The organism is Nonlabens tegetincola, from assembly GCF_002117085.1.
GTDB classification, from domain to species: Bacteria; Bacteroidota; Bacteroidia; order Flavobacteriales; family Flavobacteriaceae; genus Nonlabens; species Nonlabens tegetincola.
On record NZ_CP019342.1, the window covers coordinates 2,688,652 to 2,707,101 of the forward strand.

The window sequence follows — 18,450 nt, forward strand, 5'->3', positions numbered from 1 at the left end:
CTACTTATCCTCTGTATTTAAAATGCTAATATTCCCAGAAGACGTTTGAATGATACCACCATTTTTACTGGGACGTTTTTTTCTTCTTTTATCATTAAATGTCGCTTTTTTTCCTAGACGAATTTCTGGTGAAATAGAATCACAATAAATAGTCGTAGAACCTAGAATGTTGGTGATGTCTAGGTCGCAATTAGGGTCTTCAATAGTGATAGCGCCAGATGTACAATTAATCTGAATATAAGAAAATGAACCTCGTGTATGGATTGAAGCACTTTGCGCAACAATATTTAGATTCATGTCGTGTGGTATTACCATTTTTACTACTGCATCTGTCACTTTGTGAGCAGCTAGTTTATCATCAGGTTTTTGATAGATATTTGAGATTGGGTCTTTAAAAAATACCGTGTCATTTTTAATATAATGAGTGAGTTCAACGGCTTCTTTATATTCACCACGTTGGGTCGTTGTTATGGAGATATTAGTTGTTTGAGAAGCTTGTAAATGGATTTCGGCATACTCATTAAGTTCAATCATTAAGGTATGCAGGTTACCTGCGGTAAATGTTGTAGCTCTAGTATTTGAAGAGTTGTCTTGAGAGTACGCTTTCGCGAAAGCGAACAACATTAAAACACTGGTATAAAAAAACCTTTTACAAGTTATCTGATTTGTAATACGATGCAGATAGCTCATAAAAGGCCTGTATTTAGGGAGAAGTAGTTTGTTATTGCATGTTTTTAGCCTCTATGCTTAGAGTGGCATGTGGAACAAGCTCTAGGCGTTCTTTCTTGATCTTTTTGCCTAGTTTACGGCAAATACCGTAAGTTTTGTTCTCAATTCTTATAAGAGCATTTTTAAGATCTCTTATAAATTTCTCTTGACGAATTGCAAGTTGCGCGTTTGCTTCTTTGCTCATTACCTCGCTACCTTCATCAAATGCTTTGAATTGTGGTGCGGTATCATCAGTACCATTATTAGCATCGTTTGCATAGGAGCTTTTAATAAGCTCATACTGCTCTTGTGCATCTTTAATTTTAGCTTCAATTAACTCTTTAAAGTATGCTAGATCTTCATCGCTATAACGTTCCTTTTTTACTTCTACATCGCTCATAATTTATTGTTTTGTTATCTGTATTGCGGTCGCAATGTCGTCAAACTCAATTATCGTACCGTTATCTACAGATTGTGTTATTGTTAAATCATTGGCTAATGTTTCATCTTTAATATACTGGGCATTTTTCTCTACCGCAGCATCCATTTCTGGGTGCGATTGCATTGTGATCGTTATGCGGTCTGTTACCTCGAGTCCGGAGTCCTTTCTTATGTTTTGAATACGATTCACTAATTCGCGTGAAATCCCTTCCTGTTTGAGCTCTGGAGAAATAGTTACATCGAGCGCAACTGTAATGCCTGATTGATTAGCAACTAGCCATCCTTCTATATCCGAAGATGTTATCTCAACGTCTTCGAGGCTCAATATAGTATCAGTACCATTAATGTTTATGTTAATTTCTCCATTTTTTTCTAACAAAGCGATGTCTTCTTGTTGAAAACTTTTGATTTTCCCAGCGATCTTGCCCATTTCCTTACCAAAACGAGGTCCTAGAACTTTAAAGTTTGGCTTTATTTCTTTAACAAGTATCCCACTTGCATCATCGATTAACTCCACTTCTTTAACATTCACCTCACTCTTTACTAGATCTGCAATAGCTTCTATTTGAGCCTTGTCCTTACTGTCTAAAACAGGAATCATAACACGTTGCAAGGGTTGTCTTACTTTTATGCTTTCTTTTTTGCGTAATGAAAGCGTAAGGCTTGAAATCACTTGTGCTTTGTGCATTTTTTCCTCTAACTCACTATTGATAAGATCGTTGTTTGCGATAGGGAATTGGGATAGGTGTACACTTTCACTGCTGTTGCTCTCGCAAACACTTGTCAAGTCACGGTATAATTGATCCATGAAAAAAGGAGCGATAGGAGCGCCTAATTGAGCTACTGTTTTTAAACAAGTATATAGGGTTTGATAAGCAGCGATTTTATCTTGCTCGTAACTACCTTTCCAAAAACGTCTTCTACATAACCTTACGTACCAGTTACTTAAATTCTCTGTCACAAAGGTGGTGATTGCTCTTGCAGCTCTAGTAGGTTCGTATTCCTCGTAGAAGGCTGTTGTGTCTTTGATAAGAGTATTAAGTTCAGATAGGATCCATCGATCAATTTCTGGACGTTCATTTAATGGAATATCCTTTTCATCGTATTTAAAGCCATCAACATTTGCATATAGCGCAAAAAAGCTATAGGTATTATACAAGGTTCCAAAAAACTTACGCTGCACTTCTTGTATACCATCAGTATCAAATCTTAGGTTGTCCCAAGGATTTGCATTACTCACCATGTACCATCTTGTGGCATCGGCGCCATATTTGCCTAAAGTCTCAAATGGGTCCACTGCATTTCCTAATCGTTTAGACATTTTTTGACCATTCTTATCCAGAACCAGTCCGTTTGATACTACATTTTTGTAAGCAACATCGTCACTAATCATAGTAGCAATAGCATGTAGTGTGTAAAACCATCCACGAGTTTGATCCACACCTTCGGCTATAAAATCTGCCTTGCGTAAACCGTTCTCTACGGCTTCTTTATTTTCAAATGGATAGTGCCATTGGGAATACGGCATTGAACCACTATCAAACCAAACGTCAATCAAGTCTGCCTCGCGGTGCAAGTGCTCTCCATTATCAGCAATAAGTGTTATTTGATCTACAACATTTTTGTGTAGATCAATCAAATCATAATTTTGATCACTCATGTCACCAGCTGTAAATCCTTCAAACGGATTTTTTGACATAACACCAGCGGCGATAGATTTTTCTATCTCGTTTACCAGTTCTTCTACAGAGCCTATTATGATTTCTTGAGTACCTGTCTCATTGCGCCATATAGGTAGTGGGATACCCCAAAAACGTGATCTAGAAAGATTCCAATCATTGGCATTAGCCAGCCAGTTACCAAATCTTCCTTCACCAGTTGATTTTGGTTTCCAATTAATGGTCTTATTTAACTCGTGCATACGGTCTTTGAAAGCCGTAGCTTTGATAAACCAGCTATCTAGTGGATAATAAAGTACAGGCTTGTCAGTTCTCCAACAATGAGGATAACTGTGAACATATTTTTCTACTTTAAAAGCACGATTTTGTTCTTTTAGGGCGATGGCTATTTCTACATCGACACTGCGTTCCGGAGCATTGTCTTTATAGTATTCGTTTTTCACATACTTGCCACCTATAAAAGGTAAGTCTCCTCTAAATTTACCTTGTAAATCTACAAGCGGTACTGGATTGTTGTTTTCATCCAATACTAGCATTGGTGGAATTTCTGGAGTTGCTTGTTTTGCTACAAGTGCATCATCTGCTCCAAAGGTTGGTGCAGTGTGTACAATACCAGTTCCATCTTCTGTAGTTACAAAATCGCCTGCTATTACTCTAAAAGCATTTTCTGCATTTTCATAAGGTAATGCATATTCCAGTAGTTGGTCGTATTTGATATTTACCAAATCTACTCCTTTGCAAGTTCCTAATAGCGTATATGGTATTTTTTTGTCGCCCAGTTTGTATTCTTGTTTCGCTTTCGCGAAAGCGTCATTATCAAAATGTTCATATTTCTTACCAAACTGATAGTTTACAAGGGCTTCTGCTAGTATGACTTGCATTGATTCACCCGTATATTGATTGAAAGTTTCTACAAGTACGTAGTCAATCTTTGGCCCAACAGTAAGCGCTGTGTTAGATGGTAAAGTCCATGGAGTAGTAGTCCATGCTAGAAAGAAAACTTCACCTTGAGTGGTAAACGGTAACTGTGCAGGATCAGTTACTTTAAACTGCGCAGTCACAGTAGTATCTGTAACATCACGATAGCATCCTGGTTGGTTTAATTCGTGCGAACTCAAACCTGTTCCGGCAGCTGGTGAATAAGGTTGGATAGTGTAACCTTTATAAAGTAAATCTTTATTATAAATTTCTTTAAGTAACCACCATACACTTTCCATGTATTTAGGCTTGTAGGTTATGTATGGATCTTCCATGTCTACCCAATAACCCATATCCTCAGTTAGGTTACTCCATATATCGGTGTATTTTAATACAGCGTCTTTACAGGCTTGGTTGTATTCTTCAATAGATATTTTAGTACCTATATCTTCTTTGGTAATGCCTAAAGCTTTTTCCACACCTAGTTCCACTGGTAAACCGTGCGTATCCCATCCGGCTTTACGATTAACTTGATAGCCTTGCTGTGTCTTAAAACGACAGAACAAATCCTTGATAGTACGACCCATAACATGGTGAATACCAGGCAATCCATTTGCCGATGGTGGTCCTTCAAAGAAAATAAAAGGTTCGTTACCTTCTCTTGTAGTTACCGACTTGTTGAAGATGTCCTGATCTTTCCAGAATTGTTTGATTTTCTTATCAACTTCAGGAAGATTTAAACCTTTGTATTCATTGAATTTAGTACTCATGTCACCAGTGTTTTAAGGTGTGCAAAAGTAGGGAAAAGGTACGAGTTTTAATAGCTTTTTAAATCTTGTAAGCATTACTTTTCTCAAGGTGTTTAGACTTGATTTAACACAATACTTATTTACCGGACAAAAATACAATTACTCCCATTTCAATTGCATTCGTTTAATGCGGTCAGCTAGTTTTTCACTCGATAATTTAGCTCTCAATCTATCGGTAATTATGGGGAATGAAAAGGGTGTAGGTTTATCACACTGATTCCAGATGATGTCTTGCGACTTAATACGTTCTAAGCTTTCGCGCAAGCGGTATTCTTCTATTTGTTGCTCGTAAGTTTCTGTATAGGCTTGTCGCAAGAGAAGATTATCTGGTTCATTGTCTTTGAATACTTCAAATAATAATTGACTGCTGTTTTGTAAATGTTTTGTTTTAATGATTTTGTTGGGATAACCAGTAAAGACCAATCCTGCAATTACTGCGATATCTCTAAACTGCCTTTTGGCTAGTTCTGTAGCATTAACACTAGCTATCATGTCTTGGGATAGCATATCGGGTGTAAGTAGGTTGTTATCCAATAGGTCTTGCATATTAAAAGGCTGATCACTTAGTAATTCAAAACCATAATCATTAAAGGCAAGTGAAAAAGAAATGGGCTGAAGCAAACTTACTCTATAAGCGATCAAACCTGCCATGGCTTCATGAACAAATCTTCCTTCAAACGGATAAAATACCGAATGGTATCCTTCTCTAGTTTTAAAGGTTTCTATTAAAAATTGATTAGGTAGTGGTATGATGCTTTCTTGTTGTTGACGTTTAATAATATCTTTAAGAGCTTGCACCTCTGGTGTTTTCTTTTTTCCTGTTTGAAAATTTATCATCTCTTCCCTAAGCAATTCACCTAATTGAGAGCTCAGCGGTAAACGACTACCTTGCCAATTGCTCACTTGTCCCTTCTTTTTATTTGAAATGCGTACTTGTGCTACCATTCCCTTTAGTCGTACAAATTCTAAAGTGCGTCCAGCAAATACAAACACATCACCACGATTAAGTTTGCTTATGAAATACTCTTCAATAGTTCCTACATATCCGCCTGTCACGTATTTCACGGTCACATCTTGTCCCGTAACAATGGTTCCTATTTGTAATCGATGTCTCATCGCTATTGCTCTAGAATCGATAAAATACCGACCGGTATCATCTATTTCTACTTTTTTATATTCATCGTAGTTACTTAAACTATTGCTTCCATGAACAATAAAATTGAGACACCATTGCCATTCATCCTGGCTAATGGATTGAAAGCAAAATGTTTGTTTAATTTCCTTATAAATTTGATCGGGATAAAAACCACCACCTACCGCTAGTGTACATAGATATTGAATGAGCACATCGTAACATAATAGGTAGGGCAGCCTGTCTTCAACGGCTTGATTTGTTACCGCTTTTTGCAGCGCACTTGCTTCAATAAGTTCAAGTGCGTGTGTAGGTAAGAAGTAGATTACACTGGTCTCGCCAGGTCTATGGCCACTACGACCAGCCCTTTGTAAAAATCGCGCAACCCCTTTTGGTCCACCTACTTGGATGATTGTTTCTACCGGTGCAAAATCTACTCCTAAATCTAATGATGAGGTACAAACACAAGCCTTTAACGACTCATTGCGTATTGCGTTTTCTACCCATATGCGAGTTTCTTTATTAATAGATCCATGATGCATAGCTACTTCACCTGCAAATTCTGGGTGGCTGCTCATCAATGCTTGAAACCATATTTCGCATTGCGCTCTTGTGTTTGTAAATATTAAAGTGCTTTTACTGGAGTTTATTATGTGTACAACGTCTTTCAATAAGTGCAAACCTAAGTGGCCTCTCCATGGCATTTTATCCATCTTTTTTGGGATGATGGATTGTACCTTAATGTCCTTTTTAATATTTGCCTTTATTAAAACTCGATCTTTGGGGATTGCATTGTCATTCAATTGCGTATTATGATCGTGGGTAGGAACCCCTAATAAGACATCTTGAGCTTGATTTAAATTTCCAATGGTAGCACTAATTCCCCAAATCCTTATTCCTGAGCTTATTGTTCTCAAACGGGAAATAGCTAGTTCCATTTGTACACCTCGTTTAGTGCCCAGCAGCTCATGCCATTCATCAATGACAAGAGCTTCACAGGTTTTAAAAGTATTATTACGATCTTTACTGGCTAGTAATAAATGTAAGCTTTCAGGAGTTGTAATTAATAAATCCGGCATGCTCTTTTTTTGAGCGCTTCTTTCCTTGCTCGACGTATCACCTGTTCTTATACCTACTTTAAAGGGTAATTCAATAGCATCTACAAAGGATTGTGTGGTTTGTGCAATTTCATTTGATAGAGATCGTAAAGGTGTTATCCAGACAGCTTTTAATCCTTTACTGGGCTTTTTCTTATAATCGGGATTTTGTTTGATGTAATTTAATACTATAGCGATCCAGAGAGCATACGTTTTACCACTACCCGTTGGTGCATTGAGCAAGCCGTGTTTTCCTTTTAAAAAGGCATTCCATGCGTTTTTTTGAAAAGGAAACGGTGTCCATCCTTTATCTTCAAAAAAAGTTTCGGCAATTTTAAATAGATCTTTATTGGTCATGTATTGAGTATGCTATCCAATTTTACTCTTTTTGTCTGTAAAAAGTTGTTACTATTACCTTAATTTGTTGTTTGAGTGAATTATTAAAAGATTCGCTTTCGCGAAAGCGTGAAACAAACTATTCACAAAAAAGTATAAAATGTCTCATCAATTAGAGCTTATTAAAGATAAGCTGCAACGACATCACGTGTTTTCACTTTATCGCAATCAAATCAATAAAGATTTGGAGCGCAGTGGTTATCCAGTTGTGCAGTCTGACACGCCTGACGAATTTCTGGAATCTGTTATCCAATTATTGTCAGATGCAATAGAAGATAGTGATCCCAAGTTACAGCAATTGTATTACCTGGCAGATGTGCAGGAACGACATTTGGAACATGGTATAGTAATAGGGTTCTTGTATCGAGAATGGGTAAAAATTCAATTTAGATTGAGGCAGTAATTAGAAGAGTAATCTTACAAAGGGTTGTAAACCATTGTTGTAGATGCTTTTATCATCATTGTAAAGAATGTCATACCTAAATCCAATAACAAAATTCCCTTGTCGATAACCAGCACCTAGAAATAGTGCAGGTACCCAGTACTCTCTATCCAAAGAGCTGTTTTCAAAATTTTGATTCACGTAGAAATATTCAAAATCGGCGCTTACCTGTAAATAATCAATAGGATTTGCAATACCAATTATACTAGCTCCGTAAATATTTGACGAGAAATCTTGAAAACTAGCATTATTAACATCTCTTTCAGAATAGCTGTAATTTAAGCCTAAACCAACCCCAAAATTAGGTTTAAGTTGATAAATAGCTTGTGGAGCAATAATGATTGAGGTGAAATTGTTATTGAATCCAGCTCCAATATTTCCTCCAAATCTTACTTTATTCCAAAAATCTGACTCTGTGGTAGTAGACTGACTGAAAGATTTACAAATTACCAAGGTAAAAATTATGAAAAATGCAATAATGTTAGAATGTCTGTTTTTCATTATTCTGAGTTTTAGGAATTTCAATCGTTATAAATATACAAAAGTCGATGTCAAGCGAGCACTTTTCTTTACTTTTGCTATCATATTTGAAAAAAAGGAAATTTCCTTACAATTTTATGGATAAGTATTCATTTCTGAACGCAGCACACACTGCTTACTTTGCTCAGCTTTACGACGAATATTTGATCAATCCAGATCGCATTGAACCTTCATGGAGAGCTTTCTTCCAAGGCTTTGATTTCGGTATGGAAAGTGCTCATGAAGGTGACTTAGTAGTAGAACATCAGGGAAGCAGCGTTACAGTTCCCGATAATGTTAAAAAAGAATTTCAAGTTGTTAAACTTATAGATGCCTATCGTTCTAGAGGACATTTGTTTACAAGAACAAATCCGGTAAGAGAGCGACGTAACTATGAGCCTAAATTAGATATCCAGAACTTTGGATTGTCTAATGAAGATTTGGGCAAAGAGTTTGATTCTGGAGAACTTATAGGTATAGGTAAAGCTACACTTCAAAATATCATAGATCATCTTAAGATGGTTTATTGTGAAAGTATAGGTGTAGAGTACATGTACATAAGAAAACCAGATGAGGTAAAGTGGATACAAAACTGGTTACACCAAAATAATAATCACGCAAAATTTAATGAAAATCAGAAAAAACAAATTCTGAAAAAATTAAACGAAGCAGTATCTTTTGAATCTTTCTTACATACAAAATATGTAGGTCAAAAAAGATTCTCATTAGAAGGTAACGAGTCCTTAATTCCTGGTCTTGATGCATTAATTGAAAACGCTGCCGATAAAGGCGTTAATCAATTTGTACTAGGAATGGCACACCGTGGACGTCTTAATGTTCTTACCAATATATTTGGTAAGCCAGTAACTGATATCTTTTCAGAATTTGATGGAAAGGATTATGAACAAGACATCTTTGATGGTGATGTTAAGTACCACTTAGGTTACACAAGCAAGCGCAAGACTGATAATGGAAATGATATTAACATCAATATTGTTCCTAATCCATCACACCTTGAAACTGTAGGAGCGGTCGTAGAAGGTATAGCAAGAGCTAAACAGGACATGCACACACCTAATGATATGAGTAAGACCTTACCTATCGTATTACATGGTGATGCTGCTGTCGCTGGACAAGGGATTGTTTATGAAGTGGTGCAAATGGCACAGCTAGAAGCTTATAAAACAGGAGGAACCATTCATGTAGTAGTTAATAATCAGGTAGGTTTTACAACTAATTACCTAGATGCTAGATCAAGTACATATTGTACTGATATAGCAAAAGTTACTTTATCACCAGTTCTTCATGTAAATGCCGATGATGCCGAAGCTGTAGTCCATGCGATGAATTTTGCGCTAGATTACAGAATGGAGTTTGGGCGTGATGTTTTTATTGACCTATTAGGTTATAGAAAATACGGTCACAATGAAGGTGATGAACCTATGTTCACTCAACCCCAATTATATAAAGCAATTAAAAAGCATAAGAATTCTAGAGATATTTATGCTGATAAATTGCTTAAAGAAGGACTGATCAATAAGGATCACGTAAAGAATCTTGAGAAGTCCTACAAAGAAGGATTAGAAGAAGAACTAGAGAGTTCGCGAAAAAAAGAAAATACCATCATCACACCTTTTATGCAAGATGAGTGGGAAGGATACCACACAGCAACTGAAGATAAAATGATGGAAAAAGTGCCTACTGGAGTAAAGAGAGAGGTGCTTGAAAAAATCACCAACACAATCTCCCAACTTCCAGAGGATCGTAATTTCATACGTAAAATCAAGAAAATTGTTGAGGTTAGACAAACCATGTTTGATAAGGATGAGCTAGACTGGGCAATGGGAGAACACCTAGCCTATGGTAGCTTAATGCTTGAAGGATATAACATTCGTATGAGTGGTCAGGATGTAGAACGCGGTACATTCTCACACCGTCATGCAGTTGTAAAGTCAGAAAATCAAGAGCAAGAATTTATCCTTCATAACAATCTAGACGCAACTGGTAAATTTGAGATTTACAATTCACATCTTTCAGAATATGGTGTTGTAGGATTTGAGTATGGATATGCACTAGCAAGACCAAAAACATTGACTATTTGGGAAGCCCAGTTTGGAGATTTCTCAAATGGTGCACAGATCATGATTGACCAGTATATAAGTGCTGGAGAAGATAAGTGGAAAAACCAAAACGGGCTGGTAATGCTCTTACCACATGGTTATGAAGGTCAAGGAGCTGAACACTCTAGTGCTCGTCCAGAACGTTACCTGCAACTATGTGCTAGAGATAATATGTTTGTTGCAAATTGTACAACTCCGGCAAACATGTTCCACCTATTGCGTCGTCAAATGGTTGTGGATTATCGTAAACCACTTATCGTGTTCACTCCAAAATCCTTGCTTAGATTGCCGGCAGCGGTAAGTAAAGTAGAAGAGTTTGAAAATGGACATTTCCAAGAAATTATCGATAGTGATGCTGGTGATTCCGCTTTCGCGAAAGCAAAAACCCTAGTATTTACATCAGGTAAATTCTACTACGATTTATTAGAGTATAGAAAAGAGAATAATCGTAACGATGTTGCCATCGTACGTATTGAACAACTATTCCCTTTACCAGTAAATCAAATTCAAGAAATTATAAAAAATTACGGTAGCGAGGACATCGTTTGGGCTCAAGAAGAGCCTCGTAACATGGGAGCATATGCTCACTTACTACTGCACATGCCAGAAACAAGAAACTGGCGAGTATGTTCAAGAAATATGTATGCCGCACCAGCAACGGGTAGTGCAACCCGTTCAAAATTGCGTCATAGTAAAGTAATAGAAGACGTTTTTAATAACAATAAGTAAATTATGGCTCTAGAAATGAAAGTGCCTTCACCAGGCGAGTCGATTACAGAAGTAGAAATCGCAGAATGGCTCGTTGCCGATGGCGACTGGGTAGAAAAAGACCAGGCAATTGCCGAGGTAGATAGCGATAAAGCAACCTTAGAATTACCAGCAGAAGCTAGTGGTATTATAACCCTAAAAGCAGAAGAAGGTGATGCTGTTGCAGTAGGTGAAGTAGTCTGTTTAATTGATACTGAAGCTCCAAATCCAAATGGAGGTTCTCAAGATGTAAATAACGAGAGCTCAACCTATGAAGGTGGTGATGAAGGTGGTGGACAAGCAGCTGAAAAAGAGCAGGCAAAAAGTGCACCCGACTCAAAATCTACTAGTCATGATAAAGCACCACAACCTACACAGGCTAAAGAGTCTTATGCTACAGGTACAGCTAGTCCAGCAGCTAAGAAAATTTTAGATGAAAAAGGTATCGATGCTGGTAGCGTTAAAGGTACTGGTCGCGATGGTCGTATAACAAAAGAAGATGCGGTAAGCGCAACACCTTCTATGGGAACACCTGGAGCTGGCTCTAGAGGAGTTTCTCGATCGAAATTATCCATGCTGCGTCGTAAAGTAGCAGAACGTTTAGTAAGTGCAAAAAATGAAACAGCGATGTTGACCACCTTTAACGAGGCAAACATGCAACCTATTTTTGACTTACGTAAAGAATATAAAGAAGACTTTAAAGCAAAACACGGAGTTTCTCTAGGCTTTATGTCCTTCTTTACCAAGGCAGTAGTGCGTGCCCTAGATTTATATCCTGCTGTAAACAGTATGATTGATGGTAAAGAAATGATTACTTATGATTATAAAGATATTTCTATTGCAGTATCAGGTCCTAAAGGATTAATGGTGCCTGTAATACGAAATGCAGAGAATCTAAGTTTTAGAGGAGTAGAGGCAGAAGTAAAACGTCTAGCATTGCGTGCTCGTGATGGACAAATCACAGTTGACGAGATGACGGGTGGAACCTTTACTATTTCAAATGGTGGAGTTTTCGGTAGTATGATGAGTACTCCTATTATTAATCCACCTCAAAGTGGTATTTTGGGAATGCACAATATTATTGAGCGACCAATTGCAGAAAATGGTCAAGTTGTAATACGTCCTATGATGTACCTTGCTTTATCTTACGATCATAGAATTATCGATGGTAAGGAATCTGTAGGCTTCTTAGTAGCTATTAAAGAAGCACTAGAAGATCCTATCAATTTATTAATGGATGGCGATGTGAAGAAAGCGCTTGAAATGTAAAACATTTTAAAAGGAATAAAAAAAACCCTATTCTTAATTGAATAGGGTTTTTTGCTTTTGTTCTAGTATGAATTATTCTATAGTTGCACTACTTGTGGTAACTTCTCTTTCGATCTTTTTAATCATTCCTTGTAGCGCGCGACCAGGCCCTACTTCTATAAACTCATTAGCACCATCCTTGATCATTTCTTGAATGGATTGAGTCCATTTTACAGGTGCCGTAAGTTGATAAATAAGGTTTGTTTTTATGTCGTCGGTATTGTTTAGAGCAAACGTGGTTACGTTCTGGTAAATAGGACAAATTGGTTTTGAAAATTCTGTAGCTTCAATAGCTGCGGCTAGTTCTTCTCTTGCAGGCTCCATTAACGGAGAGTGAAAAGCACCACCTACTGGAAGTATTAAAGCACGTTTTGCTCCTGCCGCCTTTAATCTTTCACAAGCTTCCTCAACAGCAGGTACTGCTCCAGAAATTACTAATTGTCCAGGACAATTATAGTTGGCAGCAACAACAGTTCCTTTCACTTCTTTACAAACCTGTTCTACAACATCATCTGTCAAACCTAAAATTGCGGCCATAGTACTAGATTGTATCTCACATGCGGCTTGCATCGCTAGTGCTCGTTTAGAAACTAGATTAAGTCCGTCCTCAAATTTTAAACAATTTGTAGCAGTAAGTGCACTTAATTCTCCTAAAGAATGTCCAGCTACCATATCCGGTTTAAAGGCATCGCCCATCGTTTTTGCTAGAATTACAGAATGTAAAAAAACGGCAGGTTGTGTAACCTTAGTTTGCTTAAGTTCTTCTGCTGTTCCTTCAAACATGATTTTGGCAATGTCAAATCCTAGTTGCTCGTTTGCTTGTTCAAATAAAGCCCTTGCAGAGGCGTGATTATCATATAAGTCTTTTCCCATTCCTGTGAACTGGGCTCCTTGTCCAGGAAAAACGTATGCTTTCATATTAGTAATTTTTCAGGTTGTAAAAGTAGGCTTTTGTAGGTTTACTTGCTATAACTAGTTTGCAGCTGTCCTTTATCTAGATTGTTGTTATTTACGCTTCCAAGTTTCAAAATCAAAAGCATAGTCATGCTTATCATCCTTAGGATGATGTTCTTTATTTATAAGATTCCACTCGTTCGTATCGATTTCTGGAAAAAAAGCATCAGCAGTGAAAGAGCCATGAACTCTAGTAAGTTCAATGTGAGTGGCGTAAGGTAGAGCTAGTTGATAAATTTCTCCACCACCTATTATAAATGGTTTTTCATCTTCACTTGCTGCTGCAAGGGCAGTTTCCATGTCGTGGACTACGATGGCCTGTGAGGTTTTGTAATTTTTATCACGTGTGAGTACGATATGAGTGCGATTAGGTAAAGGTTTTGGGAAGGACTCAAAAGTTTTTCTTCCCATTATAATATGATGACCAGTTGTAATAGCTTTGAAACGTTTAAAGTCGTCTGGCAAATGCCATACTAAATCACCATCTTTCCCCAATTCATTATTGCTGCCTGCAGCTGCAATCATGGTCAAAGTTTTATTGTTTGCAGGTTGAGATATGATTTTTGTTTTAGGTAAAGGCTTTTCACTATTAATTTTAGATTCAAGCTGTGCGATGCGTTCTTGTTGTTTTTGAACCAATCGGTTGTACTGTTTTTTTTCCCATTCTGGACCCAGCAGTCTATTTGTGATGAACACTTTAAATGCGTGATAAATTAATAATAACAACCAAACAAACAGTACCCATATCCACCATTCCACACCTAGAAATTTAATAGGTTCACTTTGCATAAGAACTTGTGAGATGATTATCAAACCAATAGCTCCTACAAGGAAAACAACAAAATGAGTGAATAGACCACGTTTTTCTTTAATGCGTCGTTGGGCATTTTCTATAAGTTCCTTTTGTAGAGGATCGATTTCTGGTACGTGTTTCTTTTTAAAACCGAACATGATTAGTTGTATTTTTATACTCAAATGTACAGTATAAAGACTTTATGAACTCATCCCTTATCAAGAATTTAAGAGCAGCTTACCCCATTCTTAATAGGTACACTTATTTAAATGTGGCTAATCACGGGTTGCTTTCTCAAGCGGTCATTAATGAACGCATTCACATACTACATCAATTAAGAGATGAAGGATCAAAGTTTACAAACCTTTCCAGTAATTTGATTGATGCCTGCAGAAAACGTCTATCGCAATTTCTTGATTCTCACATTGATTACACGGCTTTTGTTCCTAATTTTTCACAAGCTTTTATTCACGTTTTGCATACTCTGGATAAGGAATCTAAATTTTTATTGATTGAAGATGATTACCCATCACTTAACGACGCTGTAAGGCAACGAGGTTTTATTTCTCAATATGTTACTGTGGACAATGAAATTGAGCAGAAAATCCTAGAAGCTTTTAGAGAGGAAGCTCCTGATTTTTTCTGCTTTAGTATGGTTCAATATATTTCTGGCATTCAATTAAACAATGAATTCATAAAACAACTTAAACTCGAATTTCCCGATACGGTTTTTATTGCAGATTTAACTCAATACGTGGGATGTGAGGAGTTTCGCTTTCGCGAAAGCGGAATAGATATAATCATCGCAAGTTGTTACAAATGGCTACACGCAGGTGATGGAATAGGATTTATTTCAATTCAACCAGATTCATATTCAAAAGTATCTAGTCATTTAAATCAACTTATAAATACTCGTCAGGATAATCGCAGTTTAATGATACAGCAGTTTGAGCCAGGACATGTTGATTTGCTAGCTATATCTTCATTGAATCTAGCTTTAAAAGAAGTAGAAAAAATAGGAATTCAAAATATTGAATTAAGGCATAAAACGTTGTCCAAGAATGTGTTTCAAGAATTTAAGCAGCGTAGGTTGTTAGATCCATCTGTCATGCACAGAGAATCCCATTCTGGTATATTTAACATCAATGGTGATGAACTATTGTATCAAAAGTTGCTTGATTCAAATATTATAACCTCGTTACGAGGTCCCGGTATAAGGGTGAGTTTTTGCTATTTGAATACGCTCGAGGAATTGCGTCACTTATTACAAGTACTGGATAAATAATTAAACCTATTTTTACTATATGAAGCGTTTTAAAATTTTACAGTTTTTTATTTGTTTAGTGATTGGTTTTTCCTCGGTTGCTCAAAATCCCAATGATTGTACTAATGCCATTTTACTTTGTGGTAATACAGATTTAGGATTAACACCATCAGGCGCTGGGACCAATGATTTTGCAAGCCCCAACAATCAAGTGCCTTCTTGTTATAATTTTCCAGTAGATCAGGCCTGGTTTAGGGTAGAAATTGAAAATACTGGAAGCTTCACATTTGATTTGGTGCCCGATGTTGCAAATGCTGATTATGATTTTGCTGTCTTTGGACCTGTGACAGATTGTAGTAATTTGGGAGCTGCAATTAGATGTAGCAGTACAAACCCACAATCTGCTGGTGTTTCAGGTAACACAGGATTAAATGATACAGAGACTGATATAACAGAAGGTCCTGGTGCAAATGGGAATGGATATTTAAGAGAGATTGATGCTACAGCTGGTGATGTATATTATATTATTGTAGGACTTGCAGTAGGTACAGGAGGATTTCAACTTAATCCTGGAGGAACGGCAACCTTGCCGCCAGCTCCTATAGCAAATCCTGTTCAAGATCAAGAGTTTTGTGATAACCTAGGGCCACAAGACGGAATTAGAGAATTTGATTTTACCCAGTTTGACACTACTATTATAAATGGTCAATCCAACGTAATTGTAACTTACCACGAAAACCTGAATGATGCTAATATAGGTACTAATGCATTATCATTTCCTTATACAAATTCAACAAGTACTTTTTCAGTATTTGCTAGAATTGAACGTACTGACTCAAATTGTACTGACTTTACAGAGTTTGAAATTGTGGTTGATGAAAATGGCATACCTACTGATCTTGATGAAGTAGTTGTATGCTCAGATAATAATACCGAGTCTTATGATCTTGCTGCAAATGTAGATTTATTTGTAGCAAATGCGAGTTCGTACAACATTACCTATCATGATACTGAACAAGATGCTTTTAACGACACCAATCCTATAAATCCAAATGTTACAGCTACTACCACACAAACTTTTTATTTTTTAAAGGTTACCGATCCAGCAGGTATTATTTGTGATTCAGTGGTTAGAGTTCCTTTGAGACTGTATAATCCTCCAGTTGTGCAAAATCCTAATAATTATCTTGTTTGTGATATAGAAAATGATGGGTTAGAGCAAATTGTTTTAACTGATTTAACGTCTGAGATACTTGGTGCTTTAGACCCAAATTTATTTGAAGTAAGGCATTATCTAACTAATAATGATCGCTCAGTACCTACCAATAACCTATCGGGTACACCGCAAATTTCACAACCTGTTACTAGTATTTTTTCTCGTGTTACTGATGTAAATTCAGGATGCTTTACTGATTTAGATTTTAATGTTGTATTAAATAGAACGCCTGACTTAAGGATGCAGGACCCAATAATTATATGCGAAGAGAATACACAGCCTATTACTATAGGTGTGGAATTTGGATTTGAATTCTATGAATGGAGTACAGGTGAAAGTGGACAAGACACCAACACAATTGATGTACTCTCACCGGGATCTTATACGGTAACTGTTACAAACAATGAGGGGTGTACCTCTCAGCTGACTATCGAGGCTCTACCATCTTCAAAAGCTACTATTGATGAAATCATCACTCAGGATTTTAGAAATGGCGATAATACAGCTACAATACTGGTAAGCGGTTCTGGAGACTACGAATTTTCAGTAGATGACGGTGCTTATCAAAGTTCTAATTTCTTTGATGGATTGTACAAAGGCTATCATGATCTAAGGGTAAGAGATAGAAACGGATGTGGAGTAATTTTTGCCACTTTTGTAACATTGGATTACCAACGTTTTTTTACTCCAAATCAAGATGGCTTTAATGATTACTGGACTTTTGACGGACTTAAAGAATATCCAGGAGCTCAACTTTTTATTTATGATCGTCATGGTAAGTTACTTAAGCAGCTATCGCCAGATACAGTAGGTTGGGATGGTACGTACAATGGTAACCCTTTACCTTCATCCACTTATTGGTTTACACTAGAGATTGAAAATAGACCAAAGGTTTCAGGAAATTTTGCTCTGGTTAGATAAAAATCGATGAATCGCACTTATTTTAATTGAGTTCACCGATTAAAATGGTGTTAAATTCGATTAAAAACAATGGTTAACAATTGATAATTATTTTTTTTGTCCTTTCGTCTATAGAAACTTTATTTGCGTTGATTTTAAAAGAAAACGTATTATGAAGTCCCTAAAAATTCTATTTTTTCTAGTTCCTTTTGTTGTTTTTTCTCAAGTTGGTCTTAATACAAGTTCACCAGAAGGAGTGCTCGATATAGTTTCTTCCAATACGGGTGTTTTATTACCTAGAATAGCGCTTTCATCCAATGCGGATAACACTACTATAATAAATCCTAATGGAGGCCCTATCGCCGATGGTACCATTGTTTACAACACCGGAACAGGCGGTTTAACACCTGCAGGAATCTTCATTTTTGAAAGCGGTAGTTGGGCGCTTATGACTACAGATAGAGAAAAACAAATTCACTTTGGAACAATAACTATAACAAGCAGTGGATCAGTATCTGTTACAGGTGTAGGGTTTGAGCCATCTAGTGTTGAATTTGTTGCGATAAATAGGGTGCAAACAGCTAACGAAGGAGCGTCTCGATCTGGTCAAAATAATAGCAATGATATTAGAATGGCTGGTGGAATGACAACTGGTTTTGCTCAAAATAATGGTGGTATCATAGATCAATATGCAATGGCAACTGGTTTGAGTGGCTCCAGTATAAATAACATTGGAACTTATTCTTCTACTAACCATTGTTTTGCCGCATTATTTGTAAATAATAATGGAGAGCCTATTCACGATAATGGATCAGCTACTGGTGGTACAGATGCTCAAGAAGGCTTGATAAGAGCCTCAATGACTTCTTTTGATACCGATGGATTTACGATTAATGTAGATAGATTCCTTGCGGGATCTAGCACTAATAGTAGAGAGAATCAGATCGTGGTAATGTATAAAGCTTACAGATAGACTTATATAACTCTATAATTTGAGTTGAAGCATG

The 18,450-nt window shown here is 36.9% G+C and carries 13 protein-coding genes; 6 read left to right on the top strand and 7 right to left on the bottom strand.

Annotated features, from left to right (window positions below; genetic code table 11):
• The 4 genes from BST91_RS12470 to BST91_RS12485 all read right to left on the bottom strand — a co-directional run bounded on the left by BST91_RS12470 (position 1) and on the right by BST91_RS12485 (position 7,141).
• Entirely contained in the window at positions 1-690 is a 690-nt protein-coding gene (locus BST91_RS12470; protein ID WP_157546977.1) for a hypothetical protein, read from the bottom strand.
• Positions 691-721: 31 nt separating this feature from the next.
• Entirely contained in the window at positions 722-1,108 is a 387-nt protein-coding gene (locus tag BST91_RS12475; protein WP_042276339.1) for a TraR/DksA family transcriptional regulator, read from the bottom strand.
• 3 nt (positions 1,109-1,111) lie between these two features.
• The gene (gene ileS / locus BST91_RS12480) at positions 1,112-4,516 is read right to left on the bottom strand and encodes an isoleucine--tRNA ligase (RefSeq protein ID WP_085775571.1); all 3,405 of its coding nucleotides are present in this window, start codon (positions 4,514-4,516) and stop codon (positions 1,112-1,114) included.
• 138 nt (positions 4,517-4,654) lie between these two features.
• The gene (locus tag BST91_RS12485) at positions 4,655-7,141 is read right to left on the bottom strand and encodes a ligase-associated DNA damage response DEXH box helicase (RefSeq protein WP_085775572.1); all 2,487 of its coding nucleotides are present in this window, start codon (positions 7,139-7,141) and stop codon (positions 4,655-4,657) included.
• Between the two features lie 139 nt (positions 7,142-7,280).
• Between BST91_RS12485 and BST91_RS12490 the strand changes: the two genes are divergently transcribed.
• Positions 7,281-7,583 carry a hypothetical protein gene (locus BST91_RS12490; RefSeq protein ID WP_042276335.1) on the top strand — a complete coding sequence of 101 codons (303 nt, stop codon included), beginning with the start codon at positions 7,281-7,283 and terminating at the stop codon, positions 7,581-7,583.
• Here the strand turns inward: BST91_RS12490 and BST91_RS12495 are convergent, their stop codons facing one another.
• The gene (locus BST91_RS12495) at positions 7,584-8,123 is read right to left on the bottom strand and encodes an alpha-ketoglutarate decarboxylase (RefSeq protein ID WP_085775573.1); all 540 of its coding nucleotides are present in this window, start codon (positions 8,121-8,123) and stop codon (positions 7,584-7,586) included.
• Between the two features lie 116 nt (positions 8,124-8,239).
• Between BST91_RS12495 and BST91_RS12500 the strand changes: the two genes are divergently transcribed.
• A complete protein-coding gene (locus BST91_RS12500) occupies positions 8,240-10,990 on the top strand; it encodes a 2-oxoglutarate dehydrogenase E1 component (protein ID WP_085775574.1) in 2,751 nt (916 codons plus the stop codon).
• Between the two features lie 3 nt (positions 10,991-10,993).
• Positions 10,994-12,277 (top strand): 2-oxoglutarate dehydrogenase complex dihydrolipoyllysine-residue succinyltransferase, encoded by a 1,284-nt coding sequence (gene odhB / locus BST91_RS12505; protein WP_060523334.1) that lies wholly within the window; start codon positions 10,994-10,996, stop codon positions 12,275-12,277.
• 72 nt (positions 12,278-12,349) lie between these two features.
• On the opposite strand, the gene fabD is transcribed toward odhB, so the two are convergent.
• Both fabD and BST91_RS12515 read right to left on the bottom strand, forming a co-directional pair.
• Positions 12,350-13,234: an ACP S-malonyltransferase gene (gene fabD, locus BST91_RS12510; protein WP_085775575.1), complete on the bottom strand. Its 885-nt coding sequence runs from the start codon at positions 13,232-13,234 to the stop codon at positions 12,350-12,352.
• An 87-nt stretch (positions 13,235-13,321) separates the two neighbouring features.
• Positions 13,322-14,245, bottom strand: coding sequence for a dihydrofolate reductase (locus BST91_RS12515; RefSeq protein WP_317043044.1), 924 nt, complete (start codon positions 14,243-14,245; stop codon positions 13,322-13,324).
• A gap of 20 nt (positions 14,246-14,265) precedes the next feature.
• Between BST91_RS12515 and BST91_RS12520 the strand changes: the two genes are divergently transcribed.
• From BST91_RS12520 to BST91_RS12530, 3 genes are all read left to right on the top strand, one after another.
• Positions 14,266-15,348, top strand: coding sequence for an aminotransferase class V-fold PLP-dependent enzyme (locus tag BST91_RS12520; protein WP_085775577.1), 1,083 nt, complete (start codon positions 14,266-14,268; stop codon positions 15,346-15,348).
• A 19-nt stretch (positions 15,349-15,367) separates the two neighbouring features.
• Complete coding sequence (locus BST91_RS12525; protein WP_085775578.1) at positions 15,368-17,464, top strand: T9SS type B sorting domain-containing protein; 2,097 nt, start codon at positions 15,368-15,370, stop codon at positions 17,462-17,464.
• A gap of 151 nt (positions 17,465-17,615) precedes the next feature.
• Positions 17,616-18,416 (top strand): hypothetical protein, encoded by an 801-nt coding sequence (locus BST91_RS12530; protein WP_085775579.1) that lies wholly within the window; start codon positions 17,616-17,618, stop codon positions 18,414-18,416.
• The last annotated feature ends 34 nt before the right edge of the window (positions 18,417-18,450 follow it).

Excerpts from the sequence above, each read along its gene's own strand:
- BST91_RS12470 (WP_157546977.1), bottom strand. The coding sequence starts at position 690 with ATGAGCTATCTGCATCGTATTACAAATCAGATAACTTGTAAAAGGTTT.
- BST91_RS12475 (WP_042276339.1), bottom strand. The coding sequence starts at position 1,108 with ATGAGCGATGTAGAAGTAAAAAAGGAACGTTATAGCGATGAAGATCTA.
- ileS (WP_085775571.1), bottom strand. The coding sequence starts at position 4,516 with ATGAGTACTAAATTCAATGAATACAAAGGTTTAAATCTTCCTGAAGTT.
- BST91_RS12485 (WP_085775572.1), bottom strand. The coding sequence starts at position 7,141 with ATGACCAATAAAGATCTATTTAAAATTGCCGAAACTTTTTTTGAAGAT.
- BST91_RS12490 (WP_042276335.1), top strand. The coding sequence starts at position 7,281 with ATGTCTCATCAATTAGAGCTTATTAAAGATAAGCTGCAACGACATCAC.
- BST91_RS12495 (WP_085775573.1), bottom strand. The coding sequence starts at position 8,123 with ATGAAAAACAGACATTCTAACATTATTGCATTTTTCATAATTTTTACC.
- BST91_RS12500 (WP_085775574.1), top strand. The coding sequence starts at position 8,240 with ATGGATAAGTATTCATTTCTGAACGCAGCACACACTGCTTACTTTGCT.
- odhB (WP_060523334.1), top strand. The coding sequence starts at position 10,994 with ATGGCTCTAGAAATGAAAGTGCCTTCACCAGGCGAGTCGATTACAGAA.
- fabD (WP_085775575.1), bottom strand. The coding sequence starts at position 13,234 with ATGAAAGCATACGTTTTTCCTGGACAAGGAGCCCAGTTCACAGGAATG.
- BST91_RS12520 (WP_085775577.1), top strand. The coding sequence starts at position 14,266 with ATGAACTCATCCCTTATCAAGAATTTAAGAGCAGCTTACCCCATTCTT.
- BST91_RS12525 (WP_085775578.1), top strand. The coding sequence starts at position 15,368 with ATGAAGCGTTTTAAAATTTTACAGTTTTTTATTTGTTTAGTGATTGGT.
- BST91_RS12530 (WP_085775579.1), top strand. The coding sequence starts at position 17,616 with ATGAAGTCCCTAAAAATTCTATTTTTTCTAGTTCCTTTTGTTGTTTTT.